The sequence below is a fragment of the Rhodanobacter humi genome, from assembly GCF_041107455.1.
Classification (GTDB): domain Bacteria; phylum Pseudomonadota; class Gammaproteobacteria; order Xanthomonadales; family Rhodanobacteraceae; genus Rhodanobacter_A.
On record NZ_JBGBPY010000001.1, the window covers coordinates 560,891 to 577,895 of the forward strand.

The following is a 17,005-nucleotide window of genomic DNA, read 5'->3' on the forward strand; positions in this document are numbered from 1 at the left end:
ATGTCGGGAAGCTCGAAACGCGGAAGCCAGACCATGCGTGGCAGCATTCCGTTCCAACCTTCCAGCGACCATCGGCACAAACTCAACGGCAGCCTCGTCCCAAGCCCCAACCGTTGCCAGAGTGTTTCCGACACCTTTTCCCTGTTTGACAACCGCATCCCAGACAACGCGAGGATTCCATACATGCCACGTTTCCATTTTCTCCGCAGCACCGCCATGGGGGTGAGTCTCGGCATCGCCGTTGCCTGCATGTCACTGCCTGCTTTCGCCGCCACGCCGGACACGGTGACCTTCGCGGCAAACAGCGTGTGGGCGCAGGAAATCGGCAACCTCGACCACTCCGGCAGCTCGCACGATTACACGGTGGCGATAGCGGCGGGCAAGACATTGCAGGTCAACCTCCACAGCAACAATGCAAACGTGTATTTCAAGGTGAACGACCAGACCCACGGCAAACAACTGCTGGATTCCCATGAAACAGGAGTCTCCACCTGGTCGTCCCCGAATGCGACAGCCACCACGTACGCGATCCAGGTCTACATGGCCCCTGATGCGGTAAAGCGCGGGGAAACCGCGAAATATGCGTTGCAGGTCGGGCAATACGGGGCCGCAGACCTGAAGCCGCCGACGACCGCAATGACGTTCCAGGCCAACCAGCCATGGTCGGTACAAGCCGGGAGCCTGGCTTCCGGCGCTCCCGCACACGACTTCACCGTTTCCATTGCGGCGGGTATGGCGGTCAAGATCAATCTCGTCGCGAGCAACCCCCAGTTGCACTTCAAGGTGAATGACCAGACCGCCGACAAAAACCTGATCGACACGAGCACAAGCGGGACGAACACGTGGTCCAATTTGGTTGCGACGGCGACGACCTACACGATCCAGGTGTATGTCGATCCGGCGGCGATCCCGGCTGGGCAACAAGCACCGTTCACCCTGCAGGTCGCGCAATACGCGTCCGGGGACGCACAATCAGCGCAACCCGCAGGCGCGACCACGGCTGCGCCGCCCGCTGCGGCAGCATCGGCACCGGCATCTCCGGCCTCGATGTAAACACGGCACTCGCCGCAAGTCGGGGTCAAGGCGAGTCACGGCTCCGTCCGGCGACGATCGAGAGGCTCCGACATCTTTTTCCGGGCCGCATCCTCGCCGGATTCGACAGCAACGCGCTCCCGCTGCGGAGCGCATCGGGGAGAATCATGAAGACTCGTCGCGATTTCCTCACCCAGGCGCCGCTGGGCCTGCTGGGTGCCGTGGTGGCTGGCAGTGCCTTGGCGCAGACCGGGCAGAACCCCGCCCCGACCACGCCGCCGCCCGGTTCGCCCGGTGCCTTCAACACCGCGCCGCCGGTGGGGCCGAAGCTCACCACGACCACCTTCGTCGAGGCGGAGAAGCTGGCGCAGGTGAGCATGACCGAGGCGCAGCGCGAGATGGCGGTGGCCAACTGGCCCACCTCCATGGCGGCGCTGCTGGAGCGCCGCACCGGTCCGCGCAAGGTGGCGCTGGAGGAAGGGCTGGCGCCGGCCACCACCTGGTTCCCGGCGATGGGCCGTGCGCATGTCGGCCCCACGCATGATCGCTTCGTGCCGTCCAGAATGGCGGCCACGCCGCTGCCGGCCAAGGACGAGGACATCGCCTTCGCCTCCGTCGCCCAGCTCGGCGCGTGGCTCCGCGCGCGCAAGCTCACCTCCACCCGGCTGACCAGGATCTACCTCGAACGTCTGAAGCGCTTCGACGCGCAACTGCGCTGCGTCATCACGCTGTGCGAGGACCACGCGCTGGCGCAGGCCGCGCAGGCGGACAAGGAAATCGCCGCCGGCCACTATCGCGGCCCGCTGCACGGCATCCCGTGGGGCGCGAAAGACCTGCTCGACACCGCCGGCATCGCCACCACCTACGGCGCCGAGCCGTTCCGCCACCGCGTGCCGAAGGACGACGGCGCGGTCACCCGCAAGCTCAACGAGGCCGGCGCAGTGCTGGTGGCCAAGCTGAGCCTGGGCGCGCTGGCGCTCAACGACATCTGGTTCGGCGGCCAGACCATGAACCCGTGGCTGCTGCTGGAAGGTGCCTCCGGCTCCAGCGCCGGTCCCGCCTCGGCCACGGCGGCCGGCCTGGTGGCGTTCGCCATCGGCAGCGAAACCCAGGGCAGCATCATCAGCCCGTGCATGCGCTGCGGCACCACCGGCCTGCGCCCCACCTACGGCCGCGTGCCGCGCACCGGCGCCATGACTTTGTGCTGGACGATGGACAAGCTCGGCCCCCTCGCCCGCTCGGTGGAAGACACCTTGCTGGTGCTCAACGCCATCCGCGGTACCGACCCGGGCGACACCGCCAGCGTGGCGGCGCACCTGGACTACGACGCGACCGCTCCGATCAAGGGCCTGAAGGTCGGCTACTTCTCCGGCTGGATGAAGGAAGCGCCGGCCACCGACCTGGACCGCGCCGCGCTCGACCAGCTACGCGCACTCGGGCTGATGCCGACCGAGGTGTCCCTGCCCGACTGGCCGTACGACGATCTCAACGTGCTGCTGTTCGCCGAAGCCGCCGCCGCCTTCGAGGAGCTCACGCTCTCCGGCGCCGCCGACCGGATGCACGTGCAGACCCCGGATGCCTGGCCCAACCTGTTCCGCGAATCGCGCTTCCTCTCCGCCGTGGACTTCGTGCAGGCCGACCGCCTGCGCCGCAAGGTGGCGAAGGAGATGGCGCGCGTGATGGGCGAGGTGGACCTGCTGCTGGTGCCCTCGCTGCGCGACGAGATGATGGTGATTTCCAACATGACCGGCCAGCCCTCGCTCACCTTGCGCACCGGCTTCGTGGAAGTGAGCCAGGTGCGCAGCGACTGGGCGCCCGACCCGAAACACCCGCTGCCGAAGCTGGCCAAGCCGCACCGCGTGCCCTACGGCGTCACCCTGATCGGCCGTCTGTTCGAGGAAGGTACGCTGGGCCGCGTCGGTCGTGCGCTGGAGGCGAAGGTGGCCGTGGCCGGGGAGCGGCCGCCGGGATTCTGATCCGCGGACTGATCCGGGAGATGGTCGCAAGCGTGCGGAGGCGACGAGCGAGATGCAACGTATCAGCAGACGTACAAGCGAACGTTTCTGGCGCTGTCCGTCCTGCCAGGGTTGTCGCGGTGCGCGCCAGCTTGGCGAGAGCGCACGCTGACGCCTGCTTCGGAGCTCCGCGATGGCCGGACCGGCCATCGCGGAGCATCCCTTTCCAGAACGTCACCGGAGGGTGACGTCACTCGCTTTTACGGCAGCCACTGGGCCCGAATGGTCAGGCCGGTGACGGCGGTCCGGGCATGCACCAGGACGTAGTACGTACCAGGCTTCGGGTTGCTTGAGGTGCACAGCTCGTTGTTGCCGGCATGGTACGAGCGGCAGTCGTAGCTGGTCAGCGTCGGCGCCGAGCCGTATTTGACGTACAGATCGGCATTGCCCGTTCCGTTCACGGTCATCACCTCGCTGTAGGTGGCGCCGCTGGGGATCGTCACGGTGTACCGCAAGTCACCACCCGTGGAGATCTTCAGGCCGGTCACGGGTTTGTCGTTCTGCAACTGGCCGCTCGGGGCGGGTGCGGGTGCGGGTGCGGGTGCGGGTGCAGGTGCGGGTGCCGGTGCCGGTGCCGGTGCCGGTGCCGGTGCCGGTGCAGGTGCGGGTGCCGGTGCGGGTGCGGGTGCGGGTGCGGGCGCAGGTGCAGGTGCAGGTGCCGGCGCAGGCGCCGGCGGGGGTGGCGGAGCCGCGGTCACGGTGCCGCCGCCGCTTACGTTGAAGGCAAGCACGCCGTTGGCGCTGACCATGAACGTACCGCCGGGCGACACGCTTACCTGCTGCTGTCCGTTGACGCTGGCCACCGTCACCGAATAGCCGGTGTTGGGGACCAGCTCGGTGATCACGTGACTGGCGGCATTCGCGGGCACGGTGTAGCGGATGGCCCCGCTGACGGGCGTGCCGGCGGCCCCGGCGCTGTTGATGACCACGTCGTTGCCGTCACTGCCCGACAGGCTCACGCCCACGATGGCGCCCGCGTTGACGGTGACGGGGGTGGCGGAGGCCACGAGCGTCGGCGACGACGAGGTATCGAACACGTTCAACCACTGCTGGCTGGGGCCAGCGGTCGGCGCGCGCTCCTGCACCTGCCACACCTTCACCGGGTTGCTGCCCGGATACAGACCGACCGTGGTCGTGGTCGCATTGGCGGGAAGCACCGAGGTCATCGCGCCGGCATAGGTTCCGTTGTAGGCCACGTCCAGCCGTGTCTCGCCGGTTGGCGCCGAGCCCTTGGTCGGGGCGGCCGGGAAATGCCACGCCAGGTACTGGTCGTAGGCGCTGCTGCCGGCCGTGGTGCGGTCGTGGACGACGAACCGGTGCGGCCGCAGGTACACCACCTCGCGCGACCAGGCCGCCACGGCCGGGCCGGCGGAGAACTTGCGATACATGTCCTCGATATGTTCGGCGCGGGTGTAGACGTACTGCCCGCCGTCCTCGAAAGCCGCGACGTGCGTGCGCACCTGGTTGTCTTCGGTTGTGTACGCTGCCTGCCCGCCGGGTTCGACGATCTTGCCGCCGCTTTTGTTGAACACGTAGAAGATGTTGTAGAGCTGGCGGTTGCCCATGTAGAGCGTGCCGTCGCTGCTGCCGTAGTTGTCGTTGTAGATGCGGTCTTCGTCCGCGCTGCCGGTAGGCCCGTGCACCATCCACCCGCCGGCATTGACCAGCAGCGGAGTATTGCCCTGCGTCAGCGCCAAGCTGCCCTGGTCGAAGTACTGCTCACCCTGCGCCGGCGCATTGGTGTACGGCCCCGCGCGGAACGACATCCAGCTGGCAGCGTTGCCCCAGTCCGAGCGCGCCGCCACCGCGTTCATGCCACTGGCTAAGTACGACAGCGGCAGCGACGTAAGCGATGTGGTGGGCGCGGCGGGATTGGTCTCCAGGAACAGCAGCCATGGATCGGAGGAATTGAAGCCATTGGTGGCCGTGCTGACTTCATTGAGGTACTCGTGGAATACACCCACCTTGGGCGATTTCCAGTATCCGATTTCGCCCAGGATCATTTCCGCCAGGCCCACCTGCGTGGTGCCGGGCATCCCGATGCCGACCGCCGAGCCATCCGCGTGGTTCATGTCGCGGTCGTCGAAATACGCACGCGACGGCCAGGTGAAATGGATCATGTAGTCGGCGCTGTCCACCGGGTAGCTGTACGGTGCCGCCTTGGCGTGGACGATGTCCGTGCCGGTCGCCGTCATCACTTCGCGTGCGGGCAGGCTCATGTTGAGGATGCCGAGCGGCGCGTAGTTGCCATAGCCTTCCGGCCAGCCGCCGCCGGTCAGGTGCTGCGCGTAGAACGGTTGCACGCGCTGGCCGAACTGGTTGGTGTACCAGTCGTTCCACTGCGCCGGCGCACTGGGGTTGTCCCCGTAGGTGCCCAGTGCAATGGCCGCCTTGGCGTGGAAATAGCCGGCGAAGTAGTTGCTCTGCGGGTGGTTGTATTCGAACGTCTTCGTTTCGAAGGACGTCACCCACGCATTGGCGGTGGTGTAGACCTGCGTCCGCTGCGCCGGGGTCAGCAAGTCGTACAGCCAGTCGTAGCCCAGGCCGAAGCCCACGCCGTAGAAGCGCATGGCGTAGCCGTCATCAACGTTCGGGTTCTCACCCTGGTTGCCGTACGGCGCAGCCATCTTCATCAGGATATCGACCGCCTTCGCACCGTAGCTGGCCGCAGCGGTCGGGTTGCTCGTCTTCAAGGTCTGATAGCAGAGCCCTTCGGACAGCAGTGCCGGCAGGTAAGACTCGCCCTGATAACCCGAACCGATATTGGGCAGGTTCGGGTAGGCGGTGCCGGTCGGATAATTCACCGTGCCGCCGATGTACGAGTCACAGACCGACTTCAGCATCTGCCACTCGGGCGTGTTCGCGGCGGCGTTCTGGCGCAAGGCCGAAAGGGTCGGCGCATCGAGGATCAACCGGGGATGCGCCGCGGTCACGGCGGGTGCCGTCGCGGCAAAAGCATTCGCGGACAGCGTGGTCAGCAGCATGGTCAGCAGCGTGGCGCAGCCGCCTGCGCCCACGCCGCGCAGGAACCTGGACGGCTTGCCCAAGGCACGCGGATCGGTGGCTACGGCAGGGGTGGAAGCAACGGCAGGGGTGGAAGCGAGGGCGCACGCGAGACGCCCCGCCGGAACATTGCGGGGAAAATTCATTTAACACTCCAAGACTTGTCGTTTCCCCGGGTGCCTGCGACAAGCCTTCGTCTACATCTCGGGGGGAATGGATCAGGTCCGATCCAGCATTGCAAGTTACGCAGGCGAACCTTTATCAATCGTTAGGCCCGCCTCAAGGCGATGTAGGAAAAACGTGATCCTCATCACCCTTTCGAAATCAGCCCCGCCTGACGGGGTCAACCTGACCCCGTTCTTCCGGCGTTCGCTGGGCTGACGTCGATTTCCGAAGGCCCCGTTCGTCTTCCTGTCGCAGGGCCGACAAGCCCGAACCCCAGGAGGACGACTCACGATGATCACGGTCTTTGGCGAAGGCAGAGGCTTTCGGGTCGTCTGGTTGCTGGAAGAGATGGGGCTCGCGTACCGCTTGCGGCCGGTGGACCTTCTGGCCGGCGTCGAGAAAGACCCGGAGTTCCTGGCCATCAATCCTGCCGGTTTCATCCCGGCGATCCGGGACGGAGACGTCACCATGATCGAGTCCATTGCGATCATGGAATACCTGATGGGCCGCTACGGGCCAACCCCGCTGGCGCCCGCCCCGCACGATCCGGCGTTCCCCGCTTATCAGCAGTTCCTTCACCTTGGCGAAGCCGGCCTGGCGGCCTCCATCTACTTCGTCGTCGGTGCGCGCAATTTCGCGCCGGAGTCCGAGCGACAGAACTGGAGCGCCGGTCAGGCGCTGGACGTTTTCCAAAGTCGGCTGGGCCTGGTGACGCGGCAGCTGGCACGCACGCCCTATCTCGCCGGCGAGATGTTTACCGCCGCCGACATTTCGGTGACGTACGCGCTGGAATTGGCGCAACACGGTGCAGGCGTCGCCCTCGGCGAAACAGAGAAATCCTATATCGCCCGCACCAGCGCACGCGACGGCTACCGGCGCGCCATGGAGACCTGTCACTCCAGGAAGGCATGGTTCGCCAGAACGCCTGTTCAATGACCGCTTTTGGCTAGCTGGCCGGATCAGTGCAGAACGAACAACAAACGGCGCGGATAAAGTGCACCGTGTCCCCGAATTTTCAGTTTGCAGCGCTCGGGACTTGAGTACTCACGCCGCAATCCGCTCAATCTGGTCGACAGCCTTGCCCAGCATCCGATGGGCCTCTTCCAGATCGTAGTCCGCCTGAAGCCCCAGCCAGAAGCGCTCGCTGGTCCCGAGGGCAGCGGCCAGACGCACGGCGGTATCCGCCGTGACACCGCGCTTGCCGAGCACGATCTCGTTGATGCGGCGCGGCGGCACGCCGGCAGCGCGCGCCAAGGCGTTCTGGCTGATACCCATGGGCGTCAGGAACTCCTCGAGCAGCACTTCGCCGGGATGGATGTTGGGCAGGCTCTTCATGATCGACTCGTTGGCGTCAGTGGTAATCGACGATTTCCACGTCGTGGGCGTCGCCGTCGATCCATCGGAAACAGACGCGCCATTGATCGTTGATGCGGATGCTGTGCTGTCCTTTGCGTTGGCCCTTCAGGGCTTCCAGCCGATTGGCCGGAGGAATGCGCAGGTCATCCAGCACCGAAGCGTTTGCCAGCATGCGCAGCTTGCGGCGCGCCACGGATTGGATATCGGCAGGCAGGCGCCGGGAAGGCGTTCCGCCCCAGATCTTTTCCGCCTCCTTGTCGGCAAAGTTTCTGATCACGGGCAAACCATAACGCCATCCGTCATATAACGCAAATCGTCATGGCCTGGACTTCGGGAATGCCAACCATTGTCCCTGGCCCCTTTTCCAGGCAGCAGCCACGCAGAATGCGGTGCGCTGTCCATGGGCAAACATGCGCACCCGACATGCTGGATCTTGTCTTGCCTGGTAAGCCGATGATCTGTTCTTCGGTAAACCGCTTCTTCACGTCCAATCTCCTTCGGTTGGGGGATTGGACTCCAAACGGCCGTGCTACTCAAAACCGGGGGGACGTCGAGATGATGCAGCGTACCAACAGACGTACGAACGACCGCTTCTGGGGTTGTACAGGCTATCCGAGCTGTCGCGGTACGCGACAGCTCCAAGAAAATGCACTATGACGCTTATTCCGCAGGGCGAGGCTTAATTGGCCACGTCCCCTTTATCAAGCACGCCCAGAGCGTGTCGCAGGGCCTCCTCAACTTCGGTACTGGCCTCAAGCCTTCTCAGAAGCAATAGTGATGCAACCAGCGGGCCCGACTCGAACCCAAACTGCTCAACAAGCTTCTGCACCTGAAATGGCAGTCTTCGCTCAAACACATCTAAAAGATCTCGATCCACAACACTTGCAAGAAAAGGGGCCTCATAACCCTTGCGTGCCAATGCTAACTGCTTCCTCCATCCGTCCAAGCGTTGCCGTCTAAACTCCATCAAATCCAAACCAGGATCCCCTAGGCGAGCAACTGCGTCCTCGACAACCCGGTCGAACCGATGCGCGGGCCAGTCGACGCTTACCCGACAGGCAAGGTCCTCCGACAATTGCGACCCATCAATCTCGTCTGTCAAGGCAAGACAAGCTTCTGCTAATCCGCGAAGGACCTGGTCGAGTTGACTATAGAGCGAGGCGCAACAACTACGAAAGTGTTCTTCAGTCGTGGGCAGCTCGTAACCGCACGCTGCCCTAAACCACGCGTTCAACAAAAGAAGCACTTTCCGATCGCTCCTGCTCGCTTCGGACAAGTTGTGGGAGAGAAATGTCCGTAGCCGACCCAAGTCGTCCTTTGTTCTCGTGGCTTCCGATCGCGGCGGCAGCTGCGCCAAGAACGCAAAAGGGACACGTGCTGCCTCCGCAAAAACCGCGAACCCCCAGTTGACTAGCTTGTAGAAGGCGAGCTCACCATCCAGCGCAACCGGCAGTTTAAGGGAGACGGCATGACACGCACCCTTCACTTGCGAATTGACCCGCATCCGAATGAGCTCATAAACCGTCGAGAGATCGGCAGAGTTCATCGTCGCCTCGCTGGCCGAACGAGGGGGTCAGCAATGGGTCCGACGTAATTGAATGCGATTCCGAACTCTTGAAGCTCGCGACCCGGAGCGAGTTGCTCACCCGGGAAGTCATGCTCGAGCAAAGACACCGACGCATTCAACCCTGTCACACGGACTTTCCAACCACTTTGACCAACGCCCTCCACGCGGCCACCAAATCGCTTTGGTGAACCAGACTCATCAGATAGAACGAGGCGACGAACTACCCGCGAGCGGTCCTCATACTCGGTGTCGCGAGAGAGTGACTTCCACATCTCTACGGCAGCTACTGCGTCGCCCACAATCCAAGTGAGCACAGCCTCAAGATACCTCTCTTGATTTCTAGTAGAGGAACCTAGCAACTCATTGAGGCGACGAACTATTTCCAACAGCTCGTGAGCTCTCTCTGGATTAGCCGGAACAGAACCGCGCTCCTCATGAAAAAGCCTCTGGCCAGTCAGTTCAATCCACTTCGATTGGAGCAGCAGGCGATAGCACCGAAAATCCTCAGTCTCAACGCCACCGCTCTTAGAAAGGAGGAACTCGGAAACAGTCCTGGCAACCTCAATCATGTTCGAGTCAACTTCCGCGTCGAGATCAAACATTCGCTTGCCCATCTCTCGAGCAACCAAGAAGATCGCAGCAGCGGGCGCCACGCTCGCCAACTCTCGAACCGCATCCGCGCCCAAATCCGCATCGCCAATCAATGATGCAATCCTTGAGCTTCTTTCAAGAAACCTTTGCCGCTGGGATGACCTCAAACTGTGTCCATCGACCAGATCGAGAACCGAATAGAGCTCAGCTATCACCTCCGCTTTCCTAGCCTCAGGCAAGGTCGAACTTTTGAGCATGTCCCCAGACGTCCACAGGGCAATATCGAGCGCGTGATAGTCATCGCTCATCGCAATTGCCTTCGCACTCGCAATGCGCGCTGCCAAGTAGTCGGACCACGACCCTTCCGTATCGCTCGCCTTTTGTCGCTGAACCGCCAAGTACCCATAGATGGACGCACGCTCCGCGGTCAGATTAAGCCTAGTTCGCTTACTAGCCCTGACTTCACCAGCTTCAATGAGCGCTAACGCTTCTTCAATTGTCGCTCTCGCCGAGTCGAGAATCTCGAGACTCTCGTGCTCGCTAGCGTTAATCGCCGAACCACCGTCTATTGACCAGACAGCCTGTCGACGGAACACACTTTCTCGAAGCATCAATGATGCATCTCGAACACCAGCGGAAACTCGCAGGGCTTTCAGTGCGTTCGCAAACTCAAGGTATCCAGCCTTGTATGAATCCTTTCTGGGACCATCCCTGTCTAGCTTTTGAAGCAGATCAAAAAGAAAGTCTCGCTCGGCGGACGAATCAACCCCCGTCGACCTGGCACCCAAGATTAGATCAACGAGGTACGCGATCTCGCGCGCGGCGTCTGCAACGCGACGCCTACAAATCAGCTCCGCTTCAATCTGGAGCCGAGGAGCCAGCATGAACTCGGCCCCCTCCGCGCCACCTGTTTTCCAGCGAAACAAGTCAAGGTCCCTGAACAAAAACGCGATTTGCTCGAGTGAAAGGTCTGGGGCTTTGGTGCTGAGAACCCGCATGAGCAAGTTTAGTGGCACCGGGCAGTTGAGCCGCCCGGCGACCATTACGTAGTCCACCAACTTAGCAGCAGAGTCCTGCGCCAGATGATCTGGCACGTTTTGGTCGTCGAAGACCCCTCCCTCGGAGGGAGCAATACCCAGTTCGACCAACTGGCTTGCCAGCTGCGACAGCCCTCTAGCAACTGGGACCGTCTTACTTCGCTCCCGTAGCTGCCTTTCGAAGTGTCGGGCCTCTGTTGCTAGCCCAGCAGTAATCTTCTCTCGCCCCGGAGAGAGATGCCGGTAGAGCATAGCGAGCATGTTGCTCCCGTCCTCCACCCCAAAGCTGACTGCAGCGCCCCGCGACCAGTGCGACCTGACCAGCTCCAACAGTGAGTGATGCTCCACCTCCGTCAAATCGACCGGAGCATGCACGTACCCCAACTCATTGCTCGACTCGTACTCTTCCGATTCGTAGCTCGACCCGATGACCAGAATGCGCCGACCACGGCTCTTAAGCCCGTTTGCGAAATCCTTGTACCTGTGCGCGGGTAGATTTGCGTCCACAATCAATACGGTCGCATCCGCCCCAGCCTTCTCCGCCTGTTCGCAGAACACTTCGACATCTTGGTAGTTAGGGAGCCTACTGGTTGCCACGAGGACCGGAAGCTTGCTCTGCACCCGAAGGTAGATTGCTGCTCGAGCTAGAGCTAGCGTCTTTCCCGTTCCGGATTGACCGTACAAAACAACCGTACCGTCAGACTTCGGGTGACGATCGAGGTTGGCTTGCACCGCGCGCCAAAGGTCACTCTCAAACTCGCGCTTTATTGAGAACCCTTTGAGCACGCCCTCCATCAGTAGGCGAAAGCCGCCCAAACCGCCGTGGAAGCGACGGAACTCAATATCAGCTTCCGCCGCATTAACGAGCGATGGTTCCACTGTCCACTCATCGTCAACAATGCTGCCCGAGGCCTCCACACGAAGCCGAAGTGCCGGGGTGATATTCAGCGCGCCAGAACCAAGCGTGACGCGTCCAGGATCATCAGGCGAAGCTGCCTGATCGGGGCTATACCGACCGGCGACTTCAAGACGACTGAGAACTTCCGAGAAATCGCCAATCACCTCCATCAGTTGCCCAGATCCAACCATTTCTGCAGCTATCGCCGAACGATCCGCGACACCGTTACCAAAGAATAAAACCTTCGGGCCTGTAGCATCAGCGATCGAAGCAAGAAGATCATCCAAATCAAGCCAGTCGGCATCGCTGAGCCCCAGAACGACAACGACACCAGTGGATGTTGCTGTCTCTCGAATGCGATTGACCAACTCTGTCGCATGGGTTTGAGTACGCTTGAGGAGCTCGAGCTTCCTCTTCGGCATTGCCCATGCTGGAACTACCTCGTCAGCCTTGCCAAAGATGTAGTGCACAGGAGGCCGAGACCTGCTTCTCGCGACACGTGCAAAAGTCCCCCCAGCAAGAACCGCTTCTGGCTGCCGCCCCCTGGTCGCGAAACGACGCGCAAAACCTGGATCAACCGAAGACGTGAAGATTGCGCTCCACGGAAAATTGCACACAGCCTGACGCTGTTCTGTAGCAACGCTCCGCGCAAACCTCTCGGAGATCCATTGCACGTCCTCCTCAGACAACCCCTTGTCGAGGGCCGAGTTCCAAGAAGCCCCCCTTGGGAGACCCAGCCGCTCGCACAATCTCGGGAGAATGCTTGACGCGGAGACACTGTCTGCATCGAAGTCCTGGCCTGCGACTAGCACCACGGGCATAGATGCAGTCAGAGCCACATCGATTAGTGCACCGGCCTCTGATACCAACTTGACCTGAGCCACCAACATTCTCCTGTTAAAATGGGCGGGTCGAACTGCACGAAAGCCCTCGCGGGCGCCATAAGACGCGGCCTGCGAGTTTGAGGAAACCTAACTCAAGGGTACCTCGACATGCCAGCTTTTCGAGTCCGGCCCGGCATTACGCCGCTCAAACAATGCAAAGAATAAGGCCCGCAATGTGCGGGCCCCGGTTTATCGCATCAATCGTCACATGTTGCGCCGATACTCCCCACCCACGTCATACAGCGCATGGCTGATCTGCCCCAGCGAGTGCGTCTTCACCGCCTCCATCAGCGCCGCGAAGACGTTCTTCCGATCCCGCGCGGTGTTCTGCAGGTAGGCCAGCCCATGCTTGTCATGCACCTGCGGCACGGGCGCGTCCGTGGAATCGGTGCCATGCGCATATGACGTCTCCCCCGCCGGCGCCAGCGCATTGCGCGCCTTCTGGAACGCTCGCACGTTGTCGATCTGCTGCCCCTTCTCCTCCTCCGTCGAGCGGATCAGCTCGATCTCGGTGGCGATCTCGCCGCCGCGGTCCTTGGGCAGGAACGTGTTGACGCCGATCAGCGGCAGCGAGCCGTCGTGCTTCTTGTGCTCGTAGTACAGGCTTTCTTCCTGGATCTTGCCGCGCTGGTACATGGTGTCCATCGCGCCGAGCACGCCGCCGCGCTCGCTGATCGCTTCGAACTCCTTGTACACGGCTTCTTCCACCAGGTCGGTGAGTTCCTCGACCACGTAGCTGCCCTGCCAGGGGTTCTCGTTGAAGTTGAGGCCCAGTTCCTTGTTGATGATCATCTGGATCGCCACGGCGCGGCGCACACTTTCTTCGGTGGGCGTGGTGATGGCTTCGTCGTAGGCGTTGGTGTGCAGGCTGTTGCAGTTGTCAAACAGGGCGTACAGCGCCTGTAGCGTGGTGCGGATGTCGTTGAACTGGATTTCCTGCGCGTGCAGGGAGCGACCTGAGGTCTGGATGTGGTACTTCATCATCTGGCTGCGCGCGCTGGCGCCGTAGCGCTCGCGCATGGCGCGCGCCCAGATGCGACGGGCCACGCGGCCGATCACGGTGTATTCCGGGTCCATGCCGTTGGAGAAGAAGAACGACAGGTTGGGCGCGAAGTCGTCGATCTTCATGCCGCGCGCGAGGTAGTACTCCACGATGGTGAAGCCGTTGCTCAGGGTGAAGGCGAGCTGGCTGATCGGGTTCGCGCCGGCTTCGGCGATGTGGTAGCCGGAGATGGAGACGGAGTAGAAGTTGCGGACCTTGTGCTCCACGAAGTACGACTGGATGTCGCCCATCATGCGCAGGGCGAACTCGGTGGAGAAGATGCAGGTGTTCTGCGCCTGGTCCTCCTTGAGGATGTCGGCCTGCACGGTGCCGCGCACGCTGCTGAGCGTCTCGGCCTTGATGCGGGCGTAGGTCTCCGCGTCCACCAGCTGGTCGCCGGTGACGCCGAGCAAGCCGAGGCCCAGGCCTTCATTGCCCTTGGGCAGCTCGCCGGAATACTGCGGGCGGCCGTGGGGGTACATCGCGGCGATCTGCTTCTGCGCCGCGGCCCAGCGCGCGGGGTCTTCCTTGAGATGCTTCTCCACGTTCTGGTCGATCGCGGTGTTCATGAACATCGCGAGGATGATCGGCGCGGGGCCGTTGATGGTCATCGATACGGAGCTGGTGGGCGCGCTGAGGTCGAAGCCGGAGTACAGCTTCTTCATGTCGTCCAGCGTGGCGATGTTGACGCCGGAGTTGCCGATCTTGCCGTAGATGTCGGGGCGCGGTGCCGGGTCTTCGCCGTACAGCGTGACCGAGTCGAACGCGGTGGAGAGGCGCGTGGCCGCGCCGCCCTGGCTCAGGTAATGGAAGCGGCGGTTGGTGCGCTCGGGCGTGCCCTCGCCCGCGAACATGCGGGTGGGGTCCTCGCCGCTGCGGCGGTACGGATACACGCCGCCGGTGTAGGGGTAGTGGCCGGGCAGGTTTTCCTTGCCGAGGAACAGCAGCTGGTCGCCCCAGCTCTCGGTCTTGGGCGGCGCGACTTTCGGGATCTTCTGGTGGCTCAGCGATACGCGGTAGTTCTCCACGCGGATGGTCTTGTCGCGCACCTTGTATTCGTTGACGTCCTTGGTCACCGACTCGCGCAGCTTCGGCCAGTCGCGCAGCAGGTGGATGGACTCGTGGGTGAGTTCCTTGAGCGCGGCGTTGTAGCGCTGGCGGAGGAGCAGGAGGGTGCGGTCCACGGTGTGCGGCGCTTCGACTTCGCCCGCCTTCGGCGAGCTACGCTCAGCGTGAACGGTTTCCTGGGCATCCGCACTATTCCCCGTTCGTCCTGAGCGTAGGTGCGCAGCACCGGAGTCGAAGGACCCATGCAAATCTTCAGCGTGGTACAGCTCCAGCGGCTTCGGCAGCTTCGCGTCGCCCAGCTCCTTCAGCGACTCGTAGTAATGCTGCGCGTTGCTGGCGGCCTCGGCCTGGTGGGCGACGGAGGCGTTGATGCCGCGGCCCTGCTCGGCGATCTCGGCGAGGTAGCGCACGCGGCTGCCGGGGATCAGCACGGTGGCGCGCGGCTCCTTCAGCGTGGTGTCGAGCTGCGGCGACCACGATTCGGCCGGCAGGTGCAGCTTCTCGCGCATCAGCCGGCACAGGTTGGTGAACATCCAGGTCACGCCGGGGTCGTTGAACTGGCTGGCGATGGTGGGGTACACCGGCACGTCCTCGTCCTTGACGGCAAACGCGGTGTGGTTGCGCTTCCACTGCTTGCGCACGTCGCGCAGCGCGTCCTCGGCGCCGCGGCGGTCGAACTTGTTGAGCACCACCAGCTCGGCGAAGTCGATCATGTCGATCTTCTCCAACTGGCTGGCCGCGCCGTAGTCGCTGGTCATCACGTAGACCGGGAAATCGACGAGGTCGACGATCTCGGAATCGCTCTGGCCGATGCCGGCGGTTTCCACGATCACCAGGTCGTAGGGCTGCGCCTTGAGGAAGTCGATGCAGTCGTGCAGCACCGCGTTCGTCGCAGTGTGCTGGCGGCGCGTGGCCATGGAGCGCATGTAGACGCGGTGGCTGCGCAGCGCGTTCATGCGGATGCGGTCGCCCAGCAAGGCACCACCACTGCGGCGACGCGTCGGATCGACCGCGAGCACGGCGATGCGCATCTGCGGGAACGCGTGCAGGAAGCGCAGCAGCAGTTCGTCCACCACGGACGACTTGCCCGCGCCGCCGGTGCCGGTGAGGCCGAGCACGGGCGTGGCCTTGCCGGCCAGCTTCCACTGCTTGCGCAGGTGGTCGAGGTCGGCGGCGGGGAGCTTGCCCTCTTCGATGGCGCTGAGCATGTGGCCGATGGAGATCTCGTCGTCCACGCTCACTTTCGACTCGGCAGTGTCGGGCGCGCGCTGCGCGGCGGCCTTGCCGGCACGCTGCATCACGTCCTCGATCATCTCGGTGAGGCCGAGCTTCATGCCGTCGTTGGGGTGGTAGATGCGCTCCACGCCGTAGGCCTGCAGCTCGCGGATCTCCTCCGGCGTGATGGTGCCGCCGCCGCCGCCGAACACGCGGATGTGGGCGGCGCCCTTCTCCTTCAGCATGTCCACCATGTACTTGAAGTACTCGACGTGGCCGCCCTGGTAGGACGACAGCGCGATGGCGTCGGCATCCTCCTGCAGCGCGGCGCGCACCACGTCCTCCACCGAGCGGTTGTGGCCCAGGTGGACCACCTCGGCGCCCTGGCTCTGGATGATGCGGCGCATGATGTTGATCGCCGCGTCGTGGCCGTCGAACAGGCTGGCCGCGGTGACGAAGCGCAGCGGGGTGGTCTCGGCCTGGGGGGCGCCGGCTGGGACGTGCTTGGCGGGGGAACTCATGGCGACTCCGACATCGTGTGCTTGAACCTGACGATTCTAGTGCGATGCACCGCAGCATCGCTGGTGCGCTGCGACATACGGACAGGCATGGCCGGCACGCACGGGCCTGCCGCGCGGCTCGGCGGCCAAGGTTCTTACCCGGCTAGGGAACCTCTGATTTTGCTCGTCATCCCAGCGAAAGCTGGGATCCAGTGCCTGTAATCGCTTGAATGCAAAGGCGCTGGATTCCTGCTTTCGCAGGAATGACGAGCAAGAAGCCGACTGATCTGACCTTCCCTAGCGTCGAGTCTCAGTCAAAGACTCCGTTCACGCTGAGCGTAGCTTGCGCCAGCAAGCGCAAGCGGGGCGACGCCATGGATGGCGCCGGCTTTGAGGAGCGAGAAGGTCGAAGCGCTGCCGCAGATGGCCCTTCGACTCCGGCCCTACGGGCCTACGCTCAGGCCGAACGGTGGTGGGGCTACTGAGACACAACGCCAATCCGGAGGCTCAGTGCACGTAGCTGATAGCGATGACCGGGGTCACCCGGCAGGAGGCGTTCGTGAGCCGCACCGACGCCGCTGATGGTCGCCCAGACATTCGCGGGGGCGGCATCCAGCAGGATTTCCTTGCAT

The 17,005-nt window shown here is 63.1% G+C and carries 9 protein-coding genes; 3 read left to right on the forward strand and 6 right to left on the reverse strand.

Annotation, left to right across the window (positions count from 1 at the left end; genetic code table 11):
* The first annotated feature begins 33 nt into the window (after positions 1–33).
* Positions 34–1,053: a hypothetical protein gene (locus AB7878_RS02635; RefSeq protein WP_369492867.1), complete on the forward strand. Its 1,020-nt coding sequence runs from the start codon at positions 34–36 to the stop codon at positions 1,051–1,053.
* Positions 1,054–1,199: 146 nt separating this feature from the next.
* Entirely contained in the window at positions 1,200–3,008 is a 1,809-nt protein-coding gene (locus AB7878_RS02640; RefSeq protein ID WP_369492868.1) for an amidase, read from the forward strand.
* 239 nt (positions 3,009–3,247) lie between these two features.
* Here the strand turns inward: AB7878_RS02640 and AB7878_RS02645 are convergent, their stop codons facing one another.
* Entirely contained in the window at positions 3,248–6,094 is a 2,847-nt protein-coding gene (locus tag AB7878_RS02645) for a pre-peptidase C-terminal domain-containing protein (protein WP_369492869.1), read from the reverse strand.
* A 412-nt stretch (positions 6,095–6,506) separates the two neighbouring features.
* On the opposite strand from AB7878_RS02645, the gene AB7878_RS02650 reads away from it, so the two are divergent.
* Positions 6,507–7,151, forward strand: coding sequence for a glutathione S-transferase family protein (locus tag AB7878_RS02650; RefSeq protein ID WP_369492870.1), 645 nt, complete (start codon positions 6,507–6,509; stop codon positions 7,149–7,151).
* Between the two features lie 108 nt (positions 7,152–7,259).
* Here AB7878_RS02650 and AB7878_RS02655 read toward each other — a convergent pair whose 3' ends face one another.
* The 5 genes from AB7878_RS02655 to AB7878_RS02675 form a co-directional block, all read right to left on the reverse strand.
* On the reverse strand, positions 7,260–7,550 hold the full coding sequence (locus tag AB7878_RS02655) for a HigA family addiction module antitoxin (RefSeq protein WP_369492871.1): 291 nt from the start codon (positions 7,548–7,550) through the stop codon (positions 7,260–7,262).
* A 16-nt stretch (positions 7,551–7,566) separates the two neighbouring features.
* Positions 7,567–7,848, reverse strand: a complete 282-nt coding sequence (locus tag AB7878_RS02660; protein ID WP_367855088.1) for a type II toxin-antitoxin system RelE/ParE family toxin — start codon at positions 7,846–7,848, stop codon at positions 7,567–7,569.
* Between the two features lie 402 nt (positions 7,849–8,250).
* The gene (locus AB7878_RS02665) at positions 8,251–9,117 is read right to left on the reverse strand and encodes a hypothetical protein (protein ID WP_369492872.1); all 867 of its coding nucleotides are present in this window, start codon (positions 9,115–9,117) and stop codon (positions 8,251–8,253) included.
* Positions 9,114–12,086, reverse strand: coding sequence for a hypothetical protein (locus AB7878_RS02670; RefSeq protein WP_369492873.1), 2,973 nt, complete (start codon positions 12,084–12,086; stop codon positions 9,114–9,116). Before AB7878_RS02670 ends, AB7878_RS02665 begins: the two co-directional genes overlap by 4 nt.
* Before the next feature lie 666 nt (positions 12,087–12,752).
* The gene (locus AB7878_RS02675) at positions 12,753–16,394 is read right to left on the reverse strand and encodes a methylmalonyl-CoA mutase family protein (RefSeq protein ID WP_369492874.1); all 3,642 of its coding nucleotides are present in this window, start codon (positions 16,392–16,394) and stop codon (positions 12,753–12,755) included.
* Positions 16,395–17,005 lie beyond the last annotated feature (611 nt).

What these genes read in the sequence shown, in the direction of transcription:
- AB7878_RS02670 (WP_369492873.1), bottom strand. Translation starts at nt 12,086, where the DNA reads ATGCCGAAGAGGAAGCTCGAGCTCCTCAAGCGTACTCAAACCCATGCG.
- AB7878_RS02665 (WP_369492872.1), bottom strand. Translation starts at nt 9,117, where the DNA reads ATGAACTCTGCCGATCTCTCGACGGTTTATGAGCTCATTCGGATGCGG.
- AB7878_RS02640 (WP_369492868.1), top strand. Translation starts at nt 1,200, where the DNA reads ATGAAGACTCGTCGCGATTTCCTCACCCAGGCGCCGCTGGGCCTGCTG.
- AB7878_RS02675 (WP_369492874.1), bottom strand. Translation starts at nt 16,394, where the DNA reads ATGAGTTCCCCCGCCAAGCACGTCCCAGCCGGCGCCCCCCAGGCCGAG.
- AB7878_RS02655 (WP_369492871.1), bottom strand. Translation starts at nt 7,550, where the DNA reads ATGAAGAGCCTGCCCAACATCCATCCCGGCGAAGTGCTGCTCGAGGAG.
- AB7878_RS02650 (WP_369492870.1), top strand. Translation starts at nt 6,507, where the DNA reads ATGATCACGGTCTTTGGCGAAGGCAGAGGCTTTCGGGTCGTCTGGTTG.
- AB7878_RS02635 (WP_369492867.1), top strand. Translation starts at nt 34, where the DNA reads ATGCGTGGCAGCATTCCGTTCCAACCTTCCAGCGACCATCGGCACAAA.